The organism is Bacteroides cellulosilyticus (assembly GCF_020091405.1).
Taxonomy (GTDB): domain Bacteria; phylum Bacteroidota; class Bacteroidia; order Bacteroidales; family Bacteroidaceae; genus Bacteroides.
In genome coordinates this window covers 6,220,793-6,240,612 of sequence record NZ_CP081903.1, presented here as the reverse complement: position 1 = coordinate 6,240,612, position 19,820 = coordinate 6,220,793, and the positions used below count along the sequence as shown (strand labels likewise).

The 19,820-nt window shown below is 43.8% G+C and carries 14 protein-coding genes; 12 read left to right on the top strand and 2 right to left on the bottom strand.

The annotated features are described in order from the left end of the window. Positions 1–393 precede the first annotated feature (393 nt). The 4 genes from K6V21_RS24030 (at position 394) to metH (ending at position 5,078) form a co-directional block, all read left to right on the top strand. Positions 394–1,194: a hypothetical protein gene (locus K6V21_RS24030; RefSeq protein WP_224320131.1), complete on the top strand. Its 801-nt coding sequence runs from the start codon at positions 394–396 to the stop codon at positions 1,192–1,194. A 31-nt stretch (positions 1,195–1,225) separates the two neighbouring features. After that, positions 1,226–1,771, top strand: a complete 546-nt coding sequence (locus tag K6V21_RS24025) for a Yip1 family protein (protein WP_217715919.1) — start codon at positions 1,226–1,228, stop codon at positions 1,769–1,771. A gap of 11 nt (positions 1,772–1,782) precedes the next feature. Beyond that, positions 1,783–2,235 (top strand): SsrA-binding protein, encoded by a 453-nt coding sequence (gene smpB, locus K6V21_RS24020; RefSeq protein WP_007214591.1) that lies wholly within the window; start codon positions 1,783–1,785, stop codon positions 2,233–2,235. A 92-nt stretch (positions 2,236–2,327) separates the two neighbouring features. Continuing rightward, positions 2,328–5,078, top strand: a complete 2,751-nt coding sequence (gene metH / locus K6V21_RS24015; RefSeq protein WP_224320130.1) for a methionine synthase — start codon at positions 2,328–2,330, stop codon at positions 5,076–5,078. A gap of 124 nt (positions 5,079–5,202) precedes the next feature. Here metH and K6V21_RS24010 read toward each other — a convergent pair whose 3' ends face one another. After that, positions 5,203–6,585, bottom strand: a complete 1,383-nt coding sequence (locus K6V21_RS24010; protein ID WP_224320129.1) for a transglycosylase SLT domain-containing protein — start codon at positions 6,583–6,585, stop codon at positions 5,203–5,205. A gap of 41 nt (positions 6,586–6,626) precedes the next feature. Next, positions 6,627–7,232, bottom strand: coding sequence for a uridine kinase (gene udk / locus K6V21_RS24005; RefSeq protein WP_007214587.1), 606 nt, complete (start codon positions 7,230–7,232; stop codon positions 6,627–6,629). A 100-nt stretch (positions 7,233–7,332) separates the two neighbouring features. Between udk and K6V21_RS24000 the strand changes: the two genes are divergently transcribed. The 8 genes from K6V21_RS24000 to K6V21_RS23965 all read left to right on the top strand — a co-directional run bounded on the left by K6V21_RS24000 (position 7,333) and on the right by K6V21_RS23965 (position 19,812). Next, positions 7,333–7,641 carry a Dabb family protein gene (locus tag K6V21_RS24000; protein ID WP_118294354.1) on the top strand — a complete coding sequence of 103 codons (309 nt, stop codon included), beginning with the start codon at positions 7,333–7,335 and terminating at the stop codon, positions 7,639–7,641. A 44-nt stretch (positions 7,642–7,685) separates the two neighbouring features. Continuing rightward, positions 7,686–9,743: a protein-disulfide reductase DsbD family protein gene (locus K6V21_RS23995; RefSeq protein ID WP_224320128.1), complete on the top strand. Its 2,058-nt coding sequence runs from the start codon at positions 7,686–7,688 to the stop codon at positions 9,741–9,743. A 59-nt stretch (positions 9,744–9,802) separates the two neighbouring features. Beyond that, complete coding sequence (locus tag K6V21_RS23990; protein ID WP_224320127.1) at positions 9,803–10,462, top strand: chloramphenicol acetyltransferase; 660 nt, start codon at positions 9,803–9,805, stop codon at positions 10,460–10,462. A gap of 126 nt (positions 10,463–10,588) precedes the next feature. Then, positions 10,589–11,191, top strand: a complete 603-nt coding sequence (locus K6V21_RS23985; RefSeq protein ID WP_224320126.1) for an RNA polymerase sigma-70 factor — start codon at positions 10,589–10,591, stop codon at positions 11,189–11,191. A 96-nt stretch (positions 11,192–11,287) separates the two neighbouring features. Then, a complete protein-coding gene (locus K6V21_RS23980) occupies positions 11,288–12,268 on the top strand; it encodes a FecR family protein (RefSeq protein ID WP_224320125.1) in 981 nt (326 codons plus the stop codon). Between the two features lie 398 nt (positions 12,269–12,666). Next, positions 12,667–16,059: a TonB-dependent receptor gene (locus K6V21_RS23975; RefSeq protein WP_224320124.1), complete on the top strand. Its 3,393-nt coding sequence runs from the start codon at positions 12,667–12,669 to the stop codon at positions 16,057–16,059. Positions 16,060–16,076: 17 nt separating this feature from the next. Next, positions 16,077–18,077, top strand: coding sequence for a RagB/SusD family nutrient uptake outer membrane protein (locus K6V21_RS23970; protein WP_224320123.1), 2,001 nt, complete (start codon positions 16,077–16,079; stop codon positions 18,075–18,077). Between the two features lie 10 nt (positions 18,078–18,087). Further along, complete coding sequence (locus K6V21_RS23965; protein ID WP_224320122.1) at positions 18,088–19,812, top strand: fibronectin type III domain-containing protein; 1,725 nt, start codon at positions 18,088–18,090, stop codon at positions 19,810–19,812. The last annotated feature ends 8 nt before the right edge of the window (positions 19,813–19,820 follow it).

Below are 19,820 nucleotides of genomic sequence, written 5' to 3'. Positions count from 1 at the left end.
AAACTCTATCCCCCAATTGTGGACCCGTTGGTTTCCATCTGTGGGCTATCCGTTTTTTAATTGTGGGCTGAATAGCCCGCAATTGGAAAACAAAGATTAGAATAAGGCATAGTGATAAAAAGGTTAAAGTAAAGTAATGTTTTACTTTAACTTTATTGCTATTTATCTGCTGTTGGGAAGATGTTCGCCACAAGTACACTGTTTGGTTGTTACACTTTTCTTTTCTCTGATATTACGTTGTTTGTGAATTGATGTTAAATAGGAGGCAAGGGGTGCAGTATTTAGATTCATATTTCATTTACTCTTAAAAACAATGAAAAAACGAGGAGAGTGCTATGCAACTCGATTCTTTTATCTAAATTTGCAAACTCTAATATTTATAGAACAATGAAAATGGCTAAATTAAAAATCTGGATGGTTGCCCTTACCTTAATAATGGGTGTTTCTTTATCTTCATGCTTAAATAGCGAAAGTGATCCTATATATAGTGATGCTTTTCCTGTTAAGTGTGTGAATTTCTATCCTCCCACTTTTCAGACTATTAATGGACAAAAATTAGTTTTATCAGGTTCCTCTACAGCATCTTTTAATATGGGAGAACTTTATATGCTATATTTCCAATTTAATACGGAAGAACAATCAGTTGATGCACCTTCTATAAATGTAACAGTTTGGAATGGCATTGAACCGATTGCCTTAAATGCAAAGAATTCTGAAGGACCAACCGGTATTTCTGAATCTACCAAAGCAAACTCGGCTCTATACGCTTTTTCTGGCATTGTATCTTCCTCGACAGGGAGCCGGAATATAGATCCGGCTGTTATCTTTGATAATGAATATTTGTATGTAACCCCTGTATATTGGGTAAAACAGGAAACTGGCGATGAAAAGCAAAAAGAAGAGTTAGCAAAACATGCTTTTGTACTTACTTATGATTTAGAAAGTATTAAGCAGGGAGATGAAGAACTTGTTTTGACTCTTAATCATGTAATTACAGAAACAAGTGAGGAGGAGGTTAAACGCGAAGCATATACTTCCACGATTAAGGCATATCCATTAACTTCTGCACTGTATGCATTTCAATCTAAAGCGGGACAGAAGCCGACTAAGATTAAGTTGGTAGGTCAGGTCAATACTTCGAAGAATTCTTTGGAAGGAGCTACTGAACAAGTGTGGGAATATACAGTTAAATAATTTGGATTATAAAGCATTATTCCATATAGCAATGTTACTGATTTCCTCTCCGGCCAAGGCCTGGGAGGAAATTCGTTTGGAAGAGGATAGGCGAAAAGTATTTACTGCTTTTGTCTATCCTATGATTGGTTTATGTGGATTGTCCGTCTTCATCGGTTCTTTGCTGGCGAAGGGATGGGGCGGTCCCGAGAGTTTTCAATATGCCATGACGCAATGTTGCGCGGTGGCAGTATCCCTCTTTGGAGGATATTTTCTGGCTGCGTATCTCATAAATGGGATGCGCGTTAAAATGTTTATGATGGACAGTGACATGCCGTTGACGCAACAGTTTGCGGGCTATGCGCTGGTTGTTCTTTTCTTGCTCCAGATTATTATCGGCATATTGCCGGACTTTAATATCATCGGATTGCTGTTGCAGTTCTATATTGTGTATGTGGTGTGGGAGGGGGCTTCCACGTTGATGAAAGTAGAAGAAAAAGACCGGTTACGGTTTACAATCATTTCTTCCATCCTACTGATTGCCTGTCCTATGCTCATCCAGTTGATATTCAACAAGCTGACGATGGTGCTTAATTAACGTTTGAAATCATGAAACAAGCTCCTGTTAATATAAAAAATAAGCGCGCTACATTCGATTACGAATTGGTAGACACTTATACCGCGGGCATTGTGCTCACGGGTACGGAAATTAAATCGATCCGCATGGGTAAAGCAAGCCTTGTGGATACCTTCTGTTACTTTGCCAATGGCGAGTTGTGGGTGAAGAATATGCATATTTCCGAATACTTCTACGGTTCGTATAATAACCATTCGGCACGCAGGGAGCGCAAACTCTTACTTACTAAAAAAGAACTTGATAAACTGGCGCGTGGAGCAAAAGATCCCGGTTTTACAATGGTTCCCATTCGTATGTTTATTAATGAAAAAGGGCTTGCCAAAGTGGTGGTAGCCCTTGCTAAAGGTAAAAAGCAGTACGACAAGCGCGAAGCGTTGAAAGAGAAAGATGATAAACGCGATATGGCGCGGATGTTTAAGAGATGATTGTTTAACGTGGTAATGTGATAAAGTGATAATGTGATAGAGTAATATCACTTTACCACTTTATCACATTACCATTCTATCACTGAATACAAATGGTTTCTATTGAAAAGTTGGTGCGTGAGCGCATCCTTATTTTAGACGGTGCTATGGGCACCATGATACAACGGTACAACTTGACGGAGGAAGACTTCAGGGGGGAGCGCTTTGCTGACATCCCCGGGCAGATGAAAGGAAACAATGATTTGCTTTGCCTGACGCGCCCTGATGTGATACAGGATATACACCGTAAATATCTTATGGCAGGTGCCGATATCATTGAAACCAATACGTTTAGTTCTACCAGTGTCAGTATGGCCGATTATCATGTGCAGGAATATGTACGTGAGATGAATCTGGCTGCCGTTAAACTGGCACGTGAAGTAGCTGATGAATTTTCTACACCTGATAAACCACGTTTTGTAGCCGGCTCTATCGGACCTACCAATAAGACTTGCTCCATGAGTCCCGATGTGAATAATCCGGCTATGCGTGCGCTGACTTACGATGAACTTGCCGATGCCTATCGGGAACAGATGGAAGCTTTGCTGGAAGGTGGAGTGGATGCTCTGTTAATAGAAACCGTATTCGATACATTGAATGCCAAAGCAGCTATCTTTGCTGCGGAAAAGGCGATGGAGGCTACAGGCGTTCAAGTTCCTGTTATGCTGTCCGTTACCGTATCCGATACAGGAGGACGTACTCTGTCGGGACAGACTTTGGAGGCTTTTCTTGCCTCGGTTCAGCATGCCAATATCTTTTCGGTAGGCTTGAACTGCTCGTTTGGCGCCCGCCAGCTGAAACCTTTCCTGGAACAGCTTGCTGCCCGTGCTCCTTATTATATCAGTGCATATCCCAATGCGGGGTTGCCCAACAGCCTGGGACAATATGACCAGACGCCTGCCGATATGGCGCATGAAGTGAAAGAGTATATTCAGGAAGGGCTGATAAACATCATTGGCGGTTGCTGTGGTACGACCGATGCATACATCGCCGAATATCCTGCCTTGATAGCCGGTGCTGTTCCCCATGTTCCTGCTCCGAAATCCGAAAGTCTTTGGCTTTCCGGCCTGGAATTGCTGGAAGTGACTCCTGAGAAGAACTTTATCAATGTGGGAGAACGCTGCAATGTGGCCGGTTCCCGCAAGTTCCTGCGTCTGGTTAATGAAAAGAAATACGATGAAGCCCTCAGCATTGCCCGTCAGCAAGTAGAAGACGGGGCGCAGGTGGTGGATGTAAATATGGACGATGGCCTGCTGGATGCACAGGCTGAAATGACTACTTTCCTCAATCTGATTGCTTCTGAGCCTGAGATTGCCCGTGTTCCTGTGATGATTGACTCCTCTAAATGGGAGGTAATCGTTGCCGGATTGAAATGTCTGCAAGGAAAGTCCATCGTGAATTCAATCTCTCTGAAAGAGGGAGAAGAAAAGTTTCTGGAACATGCCCGCACGATCAGGCAATATGGTGCGGCTACCGTAGTAATGGCTTTTGATGAAAAAGGACAGGCGGATACATACGAGCGTAAGATTGAAGTGTGTGCCCGTGCTTATCAGCTTTTGGTTGAAAAAGTGGGCTTTAATCCTCATGATATTATCTTTGACCCTAACGTCCTTGCCGTAGCTACGGGTATGGACGAACATAATAATTATGCTGTAGACTTCATCCGGGCTACCGGTTGGATACGTAAGAATCTGCCGGGTGCGCATGTCAGTGGTGGCGTTAGCAATCTTTCATTCTCTTTCCGCGGCAACAATTATATCCGTGAAGCCATGCATGCGGTGTTCCTTTATCATGCCATCCGTGAAGGAATGGATATGGGAATCGTAAATCCGGCTACGGCTGTACTTTATACCGACATCCCTGCCGATATACTGGAACGTATAGAGGATGTGGTTTTAAACCGTCGTCCCGATGCTGCCGAACGCCTGATAGAAACTGCTGAACAACTGAAAGCAGCTGCCGAACAACAGAAAGGTAATGCCACTGATAAACAAGTTGCTCCTCTTTCATGGCGTAATGGAACAAGTGTGGAAGAACGTTTGAAACATGCTTTGACAAAAGGAATTGGTGACTATCTGGAGGAAGACTTGGCAGAAGCCCTGAAGCTTTATTCGAAAGCTGTGGATATCATCGAAGGTCCTTTAATGTCAGGTATGAACTATGTAGGTGAGCTCTTTGGCGCCGGAAAAATGTTTTTGCCCCAGGTGGTGAAAACAGCCCGTACCATGAAGAAAGCCGTTGCCATTCTTCAGCCTGTAATTGAAGCGGAAAAACAAGAAGGCTCCACCTCCGCCGGAAAAGTCCTGCTTGCCACGGTGAAAGGTGATGTGCATGATATAGGCAAAAATATCGTTTCTGTGGTCATGGCCTGCAATGGTTATGAGATTATAGACCTTGGTGTGATGGTACCTGCCGAAACGATTGTTCAGCGTGCCTTGGAAGAAAAGGTGGATATGATTGGACTCAGTGGTCTGATAACCCCGTCATTGGAAGAAATGGTACACGTGGCTATGGAACTGGAAAAGGTAGGTGCCGATATTCCTTTATTGATAGGTGGCGCTACTACCTCTCAACTGCATACAGCATTGAAAATAGCTCCTGTCTATCATGCTCCTGTAGTTCATCTGAAAGATGCTTCGCAGAATGCAACAATAGCCGCCCGCTTGATGAATCCGAAAGCCAAAGAAGAATTAAAAGAAAAATTAAGTTCAGAATATCAACGGTTGCGTGAAAAGAGCGTTACGCAAGCACCGAAGACTGTTTCGTTGGAGGAGGCGCAGAAGAATAAGCTGAACCTTTTTTAGTTACGAGCTACATGCTACAAGCTACGAGTTGCTGCGCTATGTATGTAGGAAAGGGGCAAATTTGCTCTAAACTATTATACCGAAAGGAACTTGTAGCTCGTAACTCGTGTAGCCCGTAGCTCATTCACTTCTTTATCTTCTTCTTATACGTCTCATACCTCCCCATAATATCCCTCACAAAGTTATATGTCTCTATTCCACGGAAGTATCCGTTTTTGCAGACAGGGTCGGTGAAGTATTCTTCATTGCTTTTCAATAAGATGAAGTTTTCTACATTGTCTTTCCAGACATACTTGTTCTTTCCATATTTCTCAGCCAGTGCCATTGCATCCTGTACGTGGCCGATACCCGAATTGTAGGAAGCAAGTACGAAGTTGAGCCGCTCCTCTTTCGGTACTGAAGAGAAACTTTTACTGGTAGCATTGATATATTTTATGGCAGCTTTCACACTCTCTTCCGGATTCTGTTCTTTTCCTTCGGGCATTCCCATTGCACGTGCTGTAGCAGGCATCAGTTGCATTAGCCCTTTGGCACCAGCCCATGAAACGGCAGTCGTATCAAAGTTCGACTCCGTATACGCCAGAGAAGCAAGTAATCGCCAGTCCCAGTCTATTTCCGAAGCATACTTTTTGAATAATTCGTCGAAATGTGAAATCTTTCCCTCACGAAGAGAAAGGATAGAAGTGTGTGGAGTTGCCTTGCTGATCTCAAAATATCTCTTCATACTGGCAGTGTAGGCGGGAGAAGTCATATTCTCTTCATGCCATTTATTAGCGGCTGCTGCCAGTTCCGGACTATCCTTGCGCACTGCCCAGGAAGCCCTTTGGTCGAAACTGATGGATAATTTAATATTCAGGTTGGGGTAATACGTAGTGTTAAGTCTGGCTACGTCATTATCGGCTACCGTATAAGGAATCTTGCCCTGGGATACTTGTGTGATGAGATCTTCTACTGAAATGCTGTCATTAGTCACTTTGTGGATATGGATGCCGCCACCGAGTTCTTTATCCAGATTTACCAAACGGTCGTAATATTTCCCGGGCTTTACATATACATCCTTACCTATCAGTTCTGTTACATCCGTCAGCGGTTTTCTCTTCCCACCTGCGCGTTGCACAATAACCTGGTGTGTGATGACCTCTTCACCGCAATAGATCAGACTATCTTTTAATTCCTTCGTGATGGGGACATTGTAGGCAATGATGTCTCCTTCGCCTGCCAGTAACTTTTTTATAAGTCCCTGTACATTCCTTGCCACCACTACGCGCAGTTTCACCCCGAGACTTTTGGCAAACTGTTCACTCAACTCGTACTGGAACCCCATTTCCTGGCCACGATAGTTGAAGTAAGAAGTAGAACTGTATAGCGTCAGTACAACGAGTTCACCGCTATCTTTTATCTGTTGCAAATCGCCCACAGCTTCATCGGGCATGGAACCATGCCGTTTATTTCCGCACCCCGACAGGCAGCACAGACATAGCAAGAATATTAAGATACTTCTATTCATTCAACTATATAAATAACTGAGACGCCTCAGTTGTTCATTTATCAGAGATGCTTCTTTATATACATCGTCAGAATATCGATTGCCACCTGATTATTTCCTCCTTCGGGTATAATCAGGTCCGCATATCGTTTGCACGGTTCGATGAATTGCAGGTGCATAGGCTTCAAGATACGGGTATACCGCTCCATAACCGCTTCTGCCGTACGTCCACGCTCCACTACATCCCGTTGTATGACACGAATCAGACGTTCGTCCGGATCAGCATCCACAAAGATTTTGAGGTCCATCATGCTGCGCAGTTTCTTGTCGCACAGGGCAAGAATCCCTTCAATAATCACTACTTCCCGTGGCTCGATATGAATCGTTTCGGGCTCTCGTGTACAAGTAAGGTACGAGTAGGTGGGTTGTTCAATGCTTTTTCCTTCACGCAGCATGGCTACATGTTTAGATAAAAGACTCCACTCGAAGGCATCCGGGTGGTCAAAGTTGATGTTCTGTCGTTCTTCTACAGGTACATGGCTACTGTCCTTATAGTAAGAGTCTTGCGGTAACAGTACCACTTCACCTGCCGGCAGGCTTTCAATGATTTTACGTACGACGGTGGTTTTTCCCGAGCCAGTTCCGCCTGCAATTCCTATTATTAACATCCGTTTAAGTGTATATTTAAAACAAAACGAGTATTTTTGCGGTTAATATTAATCGCTTCGGTTGACAAATATATAGATAAATCATTAAAATTGCAAAGTTATGGTCAAACACATTGTATTATTTAAATTAAAAGACGAAGCTCCGGCTGACAAAAAGCTGACAGCAATGAAAGAATTCAAGGCCGCTATCGAGGCTTTACCAGCTAAAATATCTGTTATACGTAAGATAGAAGTTGGACTCAATATGAATCCCGGCGAAACTTGGAGCATTGCCCTCTACAGCGAATTTGATACGCTGGACGACGTGAAATTTTATGCTACTCATCCCGAGCATGTGGCAGCAGGCAAGCTGATTGCTGATGTAAAGGAGAATCGCGCTTGTGTTGACTACGAAACAATTGACAGTTGACAATTCGTAATTTGTAATTCGTAACTCGTAATTAAAATCATTGTATGAAGAAAATATTATCCATTTGTCTGTTGCTGATTGCTGTCGTGGCACAAGCGCAGATACAGGAGCCCGTCAAGTTTAAGTCGGAACTGAAGACGCTTGCAGCGGGAGAGGCGGAAATTGTATTTACCGCTACTATCGATAAGGGTTGGCACGTATATTCTACCGACCTGGGTGACGGTGGTCCTATCTCGGCTACCTTCAATGTAGAGAAGATATCCGGTGCTACAGTTGTAGGAAAGTTGCAGCCGAAAGGAAAAGAAATAGCTTCTTATGATAAGTTGTTCGAGATGAACGTACGCTATTTTGAGTCCACGGCACAATTTGTTCAGAAACTGAAGCTCACAGGAGGAGATTATAAGATAGAAGGTTTTCTGGAATTCGGTGCTTGTAATGATGAAAACTGTTTGCCTCCTACGCAGGTAGAGTTTAATTTCTCAGGTAAAGCAGAAGCCGCTAAAGGTGCAGCAGCCGCAACTCCTGCTGAAAAGGTAACAGCTCCGACAGAGGAAACGAAACCGGAAACTCAGCTTGCTTCTCAAACTGAAACACCAGCTGATACAGCTTCCACTGGTATAATAGGTGGTGCAGATGGTCCGACGGATATAAATGTGGCAGGCAATATTGACTTGTGGAAACCTGTCATCAATGATCTGCAATCTTATGGTGAAGCCACTTCACAGGACGACATGTCATGGATTTATATCTTTATCACCGGATTCCTCGGTGGACTGCTGGCATTGTTCACGCCTTGTGTGTGGCCTATTATCCCTATGACTGTAAGTTTCTTCCTGAAACGTTCCAAAGATAAAAAGAAAGGTATTCGAGATGCCTGGACGTATGGCGCTTCTATCGTGGTGATTTACGTAACTTTAGGTTTGGCCATTACGTTGATCTTCGGTGCCAGTGCACTGAATGCACTTTCCACGAATGCCGTGTTCAATATCCTTTTCTGTCTGATGCTGGTTGTGTTTGCAGCTTCTTTCTTCGGAGCTTTCGAACTGACGTTACCTTCTAAATGGAGCAACGCAGTAGATAGTAAGGCAGAAGCAACAGGCGGTTTGCTCAGTATCTTCCTGATGGCATTCACGCTTTCACTGGTGTCTTTCTCTTGTACAGGTCCTATTATCGGTTTTTTGCTGGTACAGGTATCTACAACAGGTAGCGTGATAGCTCCGGCTATCGGTATGCTTGGTTTTGCTATTGCTTTGGCATTGCCGTTCACACTGTTCGCCCTGTTCCCGTCCTGGTTGAAGTCTATGCCGAAATCAGGCGGTTGGATGAATGTCATAAAGGTTACTCTCGGTTTCCTGGAACTGGCTTTCGCTCTAAAGTTCCTCTCTGTAGCCGACTTGGCTTATGGCTGGCGCATTCTCGACCGCGAAACGTTCCTGGCATTGTGGATTGTTCTGTTTGCTTTACTGGGCTTCTACCTGTTGGGCAAGATCAAATTCCCGCACGATGATGACAATACGAAAGTGGGAGTGGGCCGCTTCTTTATGGCACTTTTCTCACTGGCATTTGCCGTATATATGGTTCCCGGTTTGTGGGGGGCTCCGTTGAAGGCGGTCAGTGCTTTTGCACCGCCTATGCAGACTCAGGACTTCAACCTCTATAATAATGAAGTGCATGCCAAGTTCGATGATTACGACCTGGGTATGGAATATGCCCGTCAGCATGGCAAACCTGTAATGCTCGACTTCACCGGTTATGGTTGTGTAAACTGCCGTAAGATGGAGCTTGCCGTATGGACAGACTCTAAGGTAAGTGACATTATCAACAACGACTACGTACTTATTACACTTTATGTAGATAATAAAACCCCGTTGACCTCACCTGTTAAAGTGACAGAAAACGGCCGGGAACGTACATTGCGTACAGTAGGCGATAAGTGGAGTTATCTCCAACGCGTTAAATTCGGTGCTAATGCACAGCCCTTCTATGTGCTGATAGATAATGAAGGTCGCCCTTTGAATAAATCTTATTCGTATGACGAGGACATTCCTAAGTATATCGAGTTCCTGCAAACAGGATTGGAAAACTATAAGAAAGGAAAATAAACGAACGAATGCCCGGCTGATATCATGCGACCGGGCATTTTTTATTAATCAATAACTTTATGAGACATATTGTAGACATCGAGACATGGGAGCGCCGGGACAATTACAATTTCTTCCGGGGCTTTGTAAATTCCTGGTACTCCATTACCACAGAGATTGATTGTACCGAAGCCAGTGCCGCAGCGAGAGCCTCGGGCCATTCCTTTTTTCTCTATTATCTGTATGCCGTAGTGCGTTCGGCGAATGAAGTTCCGGAACTCCGTTATCGTACCGACAAGAACGGACAAGTTATTTTTCATGATGAAGTGGATATCATTTCTCCGATAGCTGTTCCTGGAAAGACCTTTTATACGGTTCGGATTCCTTACCACGAAGATTTCAAACGCTTTTATGCCGAAGCGTATGAGTTGATAACCAATATCCCCGAAGATGGCAATCCTTATGGTGCCGAAGAGGAGTTGGCAAAACAGGGAGATTATGATGTAGTGCATTTAAGCGCTGTCCCCAAGATGTATTTTACTGCTACCACCTATACGCTGGCCGAAGCCGGTAATGGTTGCAGCTACCCTTTGATGACTTCCGGTAAAGCGGTAACCCGCGAGGGGCGTCTGGTATTTCCTTTATCCATTTATGTAAATCATGCCTTTGTAGATGGTTCGCATCTGGCATCATTTTTTCAAAAGATAGAAGAGCACCTGAAACGAATTTCACAGGGATAAATTGATAGAATAAGTAAACTATACTTTTTCTTATTTTATCTTTTCCCTTTTTTATTTCCCGGATTTTACATACGTTTGCAGCATCTATTAAACTTTTGTTTCCCGAAAAAAACTAAAGATTGCTATATGTGTGCAGATAATTCCTCAGAAGAACGTTCACTCATTCTCCGCTTGATAGAGGGGGATGAGGACGCCTTTTGTGAATTGTATGCTACTTATAAAAACCGTCTGATATACTTTGCAATGCGTTTTCTGAAGTCGCGGGAGTATGCAGAAGATGTTTTTCAGGATGCTTTCACTGTAGTTTGGCAAAGCCGCCGTTTCATTAATCCCGATGCTTCTTTTTCTTCCTATCTCTACACCATCATGCGCAACCGGATACTGAACCAGTTGCGCAATGCCGCTAATGAGGAAAAACTAAAGGAAAGTATTCTTTCACAGGCATTGGACTACACGGAAGATACCAAACGTGAAGTAATGCTGAATGATTTGAAATCCCTCATTTCCCATGCCTTGCAGCAGCTGACTCCCCGCCAGCGTGAGATTTTCGAGATGAGTCGTGAAGCCCAGCTCTCCCATAAAGAGATTGCAGATAAGTTGGGCATCTCCGTCAACACCGTTCAGGAGCATATATCTACCTCCCTTAAGTTGATTCGTACCTATCTCATTAAGTATTCAGGCAGTGAATATGTGGATTTGCTGTTGCTGCTAATTTGCCTTAATATATAATAAATGTTAATCACGCCCCAGATGTTTTCCTTTACTGTGTATTACTCTATGTAAAGGAAAAGTTTTCATGACCTTTATACTAAAAAAGCCCGCACAATGAAGAATGATGTAACAGACAAATCTATAATGCGCCGTTATCTGGACGATTTGTACACCCAGGAAGAGGCACGTGGATTATTATCCCGACTGAAAGATGATATTCATGCCCCAATGCTGGATGAGCTGGCAACAGATGTCTGGAAAGAGGCCACTATGGAAGAGCTTACTACCGGCATGGAGCGTGAAAAATATAAGGAAGAAGCCGGTCGGTTACTGAAACGTATCGAACATAAGAAACGCACCTGGTTTCGGCGGATAGCCCTGACGGTGGCAAGTGTTTCTGCTGTTGTACTGCTCATTTTCGGGGGAATCAATCTACTGGGCTATATGGATAAGCGGCAGATTTCTTATTTGGAAGCCTCTACCTCTTATGGTGAATCCAGACAAATCCGGTTGCCGGATGGAACACAGCTGATCTTAAATTCCTGTTCTCGTGTTCGCTATCCGAGTAGTTTTGTAGAAGATGAACGGCAGATAGAACTGGAAGGCGAAGCTTATTTTCAGGTTCAACGAAACGAAAAGCAACCTTTTATTGTCAGGACCGCCCGTTTTGATGTAAGGGTTCTGGGAACTTGCTTTGATGTGAAAGCTTATTCTTCGGATGAAGTTGTTTCTGTAGATGTGGAAAGTGGCAAAGTACAGGTAGATCTGCCTGAAGCGATGATGCGTTTGCAGGCTAAGGAACAAGTGTCGATCAATACACTTTCCGGTGAATACAGCAAACGGCGCGAAGAACGTGATGTTGCCGTATGGCGCAAAGGTGGATTACGTTTTAGCAGCACTCCGGTGCGCGATGTGGCTAAAGAGCTTGAACGCATGTATAATTGTCGCATTACGTTTGCGGAAGGACAGGAGTTCAACAACCTGATTTCCGGAGAACATGAAAATAAAAGTTTGGAGGCGGTACTCCAATCAATGGAATATACCAGTGGCATCCGGTATAGAAAAGAAGGAAATCATATCTTCTTATTCAAGTAGCAGAAAAGCATGGATATACGTCCGGCTGGTAAACGGATGTGTGTTATAATATATGTGAGTATTAATATGTTTAACCTTTAATTAAAAGAGAATATAGAATATGAAAGCACCCACTTAGCGTCTCCTCTAAGAAAAATAGGAGCTGTCTCACAGAGAAGCCCCTATCTTGTAATGCGAACAGGTATTCATTCGTTTCGACCCGCGTGAATCATGTATCGCGAATTACTCCTTTGTTCTAATTAATTTAATCAATTACTAAAACGCACAAATAAATGAATAATCTTCCTAATTCCAAAAGGAAAAGTAGAAATATACATTCGTTTTTAGCTTTTTTACTATTCGTATGCTTGTCATTGATGCCTGATCAGGCGCGAGCTCAGAAGGAAAAAACTGTAACGTTGAACGTTCAGAATGAAACTGTAGAGAATGTTTTTGTTCAGTTGGGCAAGCAGACAGGCTTGAAATTCTTTTATGATCAAAATGTTGTGAACACTGCTCCGCGCATATCTATCAAAGTAAAGAATAGTCCCCTACAGGCTGTTTTGGACAAGATTACGGAGCAAACCAATTTGTTTTTCAATAGGGATAATAATACAATATCTGTAGGTAAACAAAAAATCGGGAATGATGTCCTGAAGTCGAAGACAAGAACTATAAAGGGAACAGTGGTAGATGAAACCGGTGAGTCGGTAATCGGTGCTACTGTAATGGTGAAAGGCACTACTAATGGTGTGACCACTAATCTTGATGGAAATTACACGTTGAACGATGTTCCCGATGGTGCTACCATCTTAATCTCTTATATTGGTTACCAGACTGTTGAGCTAAAGTCTGGCAGTAAGGAACTGGCTAAAATTACATTAAAAGAAAACAGCGAATTACTGGATGAGGTTGTAGTCTTGGGATATGGTAATATTCGTCGTAGTGATGTGACGGGATCTATTGCGTCCGTTTCTTCGGAATCTATCTCTAAAGTAGCCTCTGCCTCTGTGGCCGATGCTTTGGCGGGAAAGATGGCGGGTGTACAGATCACTACGGCAGATGGTGCATTGGATGCTGAAATCAGTATTCGTGTACGTGGTGGTGGCTCAATCACTCAGGATAACTCACCGTTGTTCCTGGTCGACGGTTTTCCGGTGGATGATTTGAGTGGTATTCCGCCTACGGACATCGAGTCTATTGATGTACTGAAAGAGGCGTCAATGACTGCTATTTATGGTGCCAGGGGTGCGAATGGTGTGGTGATTGTAACTACGAAGAACCCGAAAACGGGCAAGACGTCAGTACAGTTCAACAGCTATGTCCAGACGCGTACATTGGCGGGTAAATTACCGGTAATGGGCAATTATGAATTTGTGATGGCAGAGTACGAGTATCAGATGATACGTAAAGGATCGGATGAGACCTTTGTCAAGAATTTTGGTTATTATGACGATGTTGAATTATATAAGTATACAGATTCTAAAGACTGGCAGGATGAAGTATTGGGAGGTAATCCGATTTCACAATACTATAATCTGACAGTCAGTGGGGGGAGTGAAAAGACGAAATTTAATTTGAGTTATAACCATAATAAAGATGAGGGACAGTTGATTGGTTCCGGTTTGACGCGTAATAATATTATCCTGAAGTTGAATCATGAATTATTTAAGAATCTGAAACTGGAGACAAATTCCACATACCGCACCCGCACTATTGATGGAGCAGGTACGTCGGGTACCAATATCGTGACGGCTCTCCGCTACCGTCCTACCAACGGACTGACTTCCGGCACAGCCATCGATCCGGATGACGATGATGAGAATCTGGACGAGGACGGTAATTCTTTGAATCAGAAGTACACTCCGTTGGAAGAGAACAAGCAGAATTATAGGAAAAGGAAAGAAACTGCAATCAGCCTTAAAGCGGCTTTGGTATGGGATGTCTTTAAAGGAATGCAGTTCCGTTCGGAGTATGGTATCAGTACAACCAATTCCGGTGATGACCAGTTCTATGGAGCTTTGTCTGGTACGGCATCTGCCGCAGGAATGAACAATATGCCTTCGGCTAAGCGTACAAAAACACATAAAGAATCATATCGTCTTGCGAATACGCTGACCTATCGCAATTTGTTCCGTAAAATCCATAATGTGAACCTGATGATCGGACAGGAAATAAATCATTCGCAAAATGACAATACGTATATGAGTGCACGTTATTTCCCCGTTTCCATTACGGCCGAAGCGGCTCTTGAAAACTTTGCATTGGGTACACCTCACCAAAGTACCAGCTATAAAGCAGCTCCGGACAGAACGGCTTCCTTCTTCGGTCGCGGACTGTATGATTATAAAAGCCGTTATTATTTCAATTTCACATTTCGTGCGGACGGTTCTACCAAGTTTGCACCGGGCAAGCAGTGGGGCGTATTTCCTGCAGGTTCTATAGCCTGGAGAATTTCTAAAGAAAATTGGATGAAGCCGCTCAAATCTGTTTCTGAACTGAAGTTGAGAGCTAGTTATGGTTTGGCGGGTAATAACCGCATCAGTGATGATTTATGGCATAATATCTATCGTGTATATAGCGGTTCGAGCGCTCCCGGTTTTAATAATGAAGACTATAATTATTATCAGTTTGCAGATCAGACTTATTTGTATGACCCCGACCTGAAGTGGGAAACCACCATTACACGGAATCTTGGTTTGGACTTCGGCTTTTTTAAGAACCGTTTAAGTGGTACGGTTGATGTATACTGGAATACAACTAAAGATTTGCTGGTTCCGTCCATTATACCGAACTCGTCAGGATATTCACGGCAGATGACGAATGTGGGCCGGACTTCCAACCGGGGAGTTGAATTCTCATTGAACGGAAAAATCGTCCAGACGAAGGACTTTAGCTTGTCAGCCAACTTCAATGTCGCCTTTAATAAGAATAAGGTTGATAAATTGTCTTCCGGTGAAACGGAGTGGAAAACGAAGGCTTCCCTCTCCAATTGGTATGGAACCTATAATTACAAGATGGAAGTAGGCAAGAGCATGGGATTGATTTACGGTTTTGTGAATGACGGCTTCTATACGGTCGACGACTTTAACTTTGATGAAACCACCAAGAAATGGACATTGAAACCGGGAGTTCCGGATAACTCTTCCTTTAGTTCGGGCAACTTTAGCTTCAAGCCGGGTGCCATGAAGTTCAAGAAACTGTCCGATTCGGAGTCGGACTTGATAACGGAAGAAGATATGACCATTATTGGCGATACCAATCCGAAGGTAACAGGAGGTTTCGGACTGTCCGGCAGTTGGAAGAATTGGGATTTTACTGCGTTCTTTAATTATATGTGTGATTTTGATGTGTTCAATGTAAATAAACTCTATCTGAACTCCGCTGTCCGTCGCAACTATTCTAATTTGTCAACGAATATGAGTCTGTCACGCCGTTTCCGTTATGTGGATGATGCGGGTGTCAATGTTTCCAATGATCCGGTTGCACTGGCAGAATTGAATAAGAACGCCGCGACTTATTCGTGGATGTCCGTTACTCAGGGTATCACGATGAGCGATTTGATTGAAGACGGTTCGTTTCTGCGTCTGAGTACCCTGACTGTGGGGTATACGCTTCCGCAACGTTGGCTGAGCCGGGTGGGGGTTAAGAGCCTGCGTCTGTATTTCTCCGGCAGCAACCTGTTTACTCTGACGGGGTATAGCGGTTACGATCCGGAAGTGAACATTCAGAAAGGTCTGACTCCGGGCATCGATAACAATGTGACTCCGCGTAGCCGGGTTTATACACTTGGAATAAATTTGAATTTTTAAAAATAGAATATTGAATCATGAGAAAACTTTATATTCCAGTTATCATATTGATGATACTTACATCTTGTGAAGATTACCTGAATGTAAACTCTCCTTCCACTTTTGATAAAGATTATATCTTTAACAGCGAATCGGAGATTGCCACGGCTGTCAATGGTATGTATGTACCGATGGTCAGCGGTAAGGGGTGGGTAGGTAACATAGCCCAGAAGATGCTGTTCAATACGGATGTTGAGTTCACTACGGTCACCACGTCGTCCAATCTGAAAGAGAGTGCTTTCGAACCGAGTGCAGGTGATATCAGTTCGTATGGCAGCATCTGGACAGGTATGTATGACGGAGTAAACCGGACGAATGACGTGATAGAAGGTATCGAGCAAAGTCCCTTGTTTGAGGCTGCCGATAAAACCAAACCTTCCCGGGTGATGCACTATTATGGTGAAGCGAAAGTTTTGCGTGCCATGTATTATCTGGAATTAGTGAGAAACTGGGGAGACGTGCCTTATAGGAGGAAACCGGCGGGAAACAAGGATGAACTGTTTATCGGTGCAACCGACCGTGACATTATATTGGCGGATATGATCAATGATCTTATTGAAGTCGAGCCGGTGATGTGGTATGCGGAAGAATCGGACAGGGGAGTGGAAGCTGCTTCAAGAGAGTTTTGCCAGGGATTGATTGCCCGCATGGCATTGTATAGAGGAGGATGGACTCTGCGTCCGGATTACTCGAACCCTGCTGCTATCGGTTCAATGCAGCGCAATGATGACTGGCAGAAATACTATGAAATAGCTGAAAAATATGCAGGCAAAGTAATTAATGAAGGCAAACACTCGCTGAATCGTTCATTCCGTCAGCTTTGGGTGGACGAATGTAGCTGGGTCGTTCCGGTGAATGATGATAATATTTTCGATGTACCGGCAAAGGTAGGTGGTTCCGGAGAGTTGGGATATTCTTGGGGAACCTATATCGTTTCGCAGAAGAATTCGGAAGGACAGAATGCATCCAATGCTCCGCACGGATATTCTTCGGGAGGTTCAAAACTGGCGCTTACTTATATGCTGTCATTTGATCATAAAGACTTGCGCCGCGACCTTACGTGCGAGATGTTCCGTTATGAAAATTCGGGAATGACTAATATCGTACAGAAACCTATAGCTGCCCTTACGGTTTATTGCGGGAAATGGAACCGCCTGTTTATGGCAACCCCTTTGGGCAGCACTTCCAATAAAGGTACTGGAATAAACTACACTTATATGCGATATGCAGACGTACTGCTAATGTACGCCGAAGCTGCCAATGAAAACCATAACGGGCCTACGGCACAAGCGAAAGAAGCCCTGAAGAAAGTTCGCAACCGTGCTTTCGCGGCAGAAGATCAGGCGGAGATGGTAGACGCCTATGTCGATAAACTTACTTCTAAAGAAGATTTCTTTGATGCGATAGTGAAGGAACGCGCTTGGGAATTGGGAGGTGAGAAGCATAGACGTTATGACCTGGCACGTTGGAATCTGTACGGAAAAACCCTCTATAACCTCTATTTCGACTGGATTACTTTAGGAAAAGTAGCCCGCACCAAGCAATATGAGAATGCGTCCACTGCGTTTGAAGAGCCGACTTATGATGAGCGTTTCAATTCCTATCCGGCTGTGGCTTATTACAGAATGGTTAATGCCGTGAATCCGCCTGCCGTCTGTGTGTCGCAAACCATAGACTGGTATAAAGAAGGAGGCAAGAGCTCTTATGATGAGTCTTTTGAATCATATCCTTCAAAAGCACCTACAGGATACACACTTATAAATATGTGCAACCAGTATTGCACGCAGGTCAAGAATACTTCGAATCCGCGTCAGTGGGTACCTGCCCCTGCCGTACTGTTCTCATTCTATGGGTATATCAACGAATCGAATGCGGCAACAGTGAATCCGGAAGTCGATCCTGTCCGTTACCTATTGCCTATACCGCCCGATGCATTGTCGAGCCATCAGGGACTATTGAAGAATTATTATGGATATTAAAAAAGAGAGTATGAAAAAGTTATTGATATATTTGATACCTGTATTGGCATTTTGTCTATTGAATATTACTTCATGCAAGGATGATGCGGAAGATCTGCCCCGCTTGTTCAGGCCTTCCTTCATAGCCTCCTCCTGTTTTGCGGAAGGTAATTCGATTACCCTTGCCTGGAGAACATCCGGAGAAGCGACCTCTTATACGGTGGAGCTTTCACGCGACCAGACTTTCCAGTCGGAACCCGCTGCAACGCAGACGGTAAACAGCGGTAAGTGCACTTTTGCAGGGTTGCGCTATGAAACAGGTTATTATGCCCGAGTAAGAGCAAATAATGAGAGCTTGAATATTATTTCAAACTGGACGGAATATTCTTCTCTTATCACCACTTTGACGCGTGTCATACCCAAAGTACTTTATGCATTGGATGAACATCAGATAACGGAGAATTCGGCTGTGATAGAGTGGAGGGTTTCTGAGCAGAATCCTGTGGATGGTGTTTCCATCTGGCAACAGGGAAATGGAACGGATGAAAAGCATTTTGATTTGTCCGGATCGGAAATAGCTTCAGGTAAGTATGTAATTTCAGGTTTGACTCCCCGTACATCCTACTATGTTGCATTGACCAATAGTAAAGCTCCCGAAGGTGCGGAAAAGTACAACCGGCAGAAATTCACAACAGCCGGTATGCCTTCCGGTGCCGTACTGGTGACGGACGGCGTTGACTTACTGTCGAAGATAAAGGAGGGAATGGATGATGACAGCCAATCAAGTTTGATCTTTCAATTGAAAAATGGGGTTGATTATTATCTGTCGGCAAACGGACTTCCCGAAAGTAGCACCGGTGACATCAAACTGACGAAAAGCATTGCATTCTTGGCTAATCCCGGAGACCGTCCTACGCTCTATATACGTAAAGGTGGCTTTATCATTAAACCGGAAGTGAATAAGATTCCTGAAATCGAATATTTTATTGTTGAGAATGTGAATGTCAAAGAACCAATCGTGTCCGGTGGAAGTGGTGGTAGTAAAACACGCTTGTTGAATATCAGCAAACATGATGCCGGAACTGATATCACGATAGATCGTTTTGAAATCCGCAACTCCGATATTGTCCTTCCTTCTACCGTTCTGATGATGAGCGATGCCAGCGAAGGAATGACGACCATCAACCATATCCGGATCGATAACTGTCTGGTTACCGGAATCAATGACACCAAATATGTGACGAAACAATTCGGATTCATACACGCCATCAATAAAGGCTCCAATGTCTGGAATGATGTTGCTGTAACGAACTCCACCTTCTATGAGTTTTATATCTCGCCGGGCGTCTTTGGAGTGCTTACTGCTGATGTACCGGTTTCGGCTAACGCTAAGGTTTCTATCTCGAATTGTACATTCTATAATTGGGCTACAAGCAAGTCGTCGTATACGGCAATTGGCGATTTCTCAAAACTGTCTGTGGCATTGCCGTTATCCGTTAATGCCTGTGTGTTTGGATATAGTGCAGGAAAAGCGCTGGTTCCGGGACAAACCAACCTGACGGGAAAGAATAATTATTGTACCACAGACTTTGAACAAGCGGCCGATACGGGACTGACGTTGATAGATCTGGGCATGTCGGATTCTTCATTTTTCAGGAATGCCAAAGATGGTGACTTTACGATTATCAATACCGAGTCTACGGTTTATACTCAGGAATATGGTGACCCGCGCTGGATAACGGTTTCCGAATACTAACTTATTGA

Bases quoted from the DNA above. Each gene is read 5' to 3' on its own strand.
- K6V21_RS24030 (WP_224320131.1), top strand. From the start codon at position 394: ATGGCTAAATTAAAAATCTGGATGGTTGCCCTTACCTTAATAATGGGT.
- K6V21_RS24010 (WP_224320129.1), bottom strand. From the start codon at position 6,585: ATGAATAGAAGTATCTTAATATTCTTGCTATGTCTGTGCTGCCTGTCG.
- K6V21_RS23980 (WP_224320125.1), top strand. From the start codon at position 11,288: ATGAAGAATGATGTAACAGACAAATCTATAATGCGCCGTTATCTGGAC.
- udk (WP_007214587.1), bottom strand. From the start codon at position 7,232: ATGTTAATAATAGGAATTGCAGGCGGAACTGGCTCGGGAAAAACCACC.
- K6V21_RS23990 (WP_224320127.1), top strand. From the start codon at position 9,803: ATGAGACATATTGTAGACATCGAGACATGGGAGCGCCGGGACAATTAC.
- K6V21_RS23995 (WP_224320128.1), top strand. From the start codon at position 7,686: ATGAAGAAAATATTATCCATTTGTCTGTTGCTGATTGCTGTCGTGGCA.
- metH (WP_224320130.1), top strand. From the start codon at position 2,328: ATGGTTTCTATTGAAAAGTTGGTGCGTGAGCGCATCCTTATTTTAGAC.
- K6V21_RS24025 (WP_217715919.1), top strand. From the start codon at position 1,226: ATGTTACTGATTTCCTCTCCGGCCAAGGCCTGGGAGGAAATTCGTTTG.
- K6V21_RS23965 (WP_224320122.1), top strand. From the start codon at position 18,088: ATGAAAAAGTTATTGATATATTTGATACCTGTATTGGCATTTTGTCTA.
- K6V21_RS24000 (WP_118294354.1), top strand. From the start codon at position 7,333: ATGGTCAAACACATTGTATTATTTAAATTAAAAGACGAAGCTCCGGCT.
- K6V21_RS23985 (WP_224320126.1), top strand. From the start codon at position 10,589: ATGTGTGCAGATAATTCCTCAGAAGAACGTTCACTCATTCTCCGCTTG.
- K6V21_RS23970 (WP_224320123.1), top strand. From the start codon at position 16,077: ATGAGAAAACTTTATATTCCAGTTATCATATTGATGATACTTACATCT.
- smpB (WP_007214591.1), top strand. From the start codon at position 1,783: ATGAAACAAGCTCCTGTTAATATAAAAAATAAGCGCGCTACATTCGAT.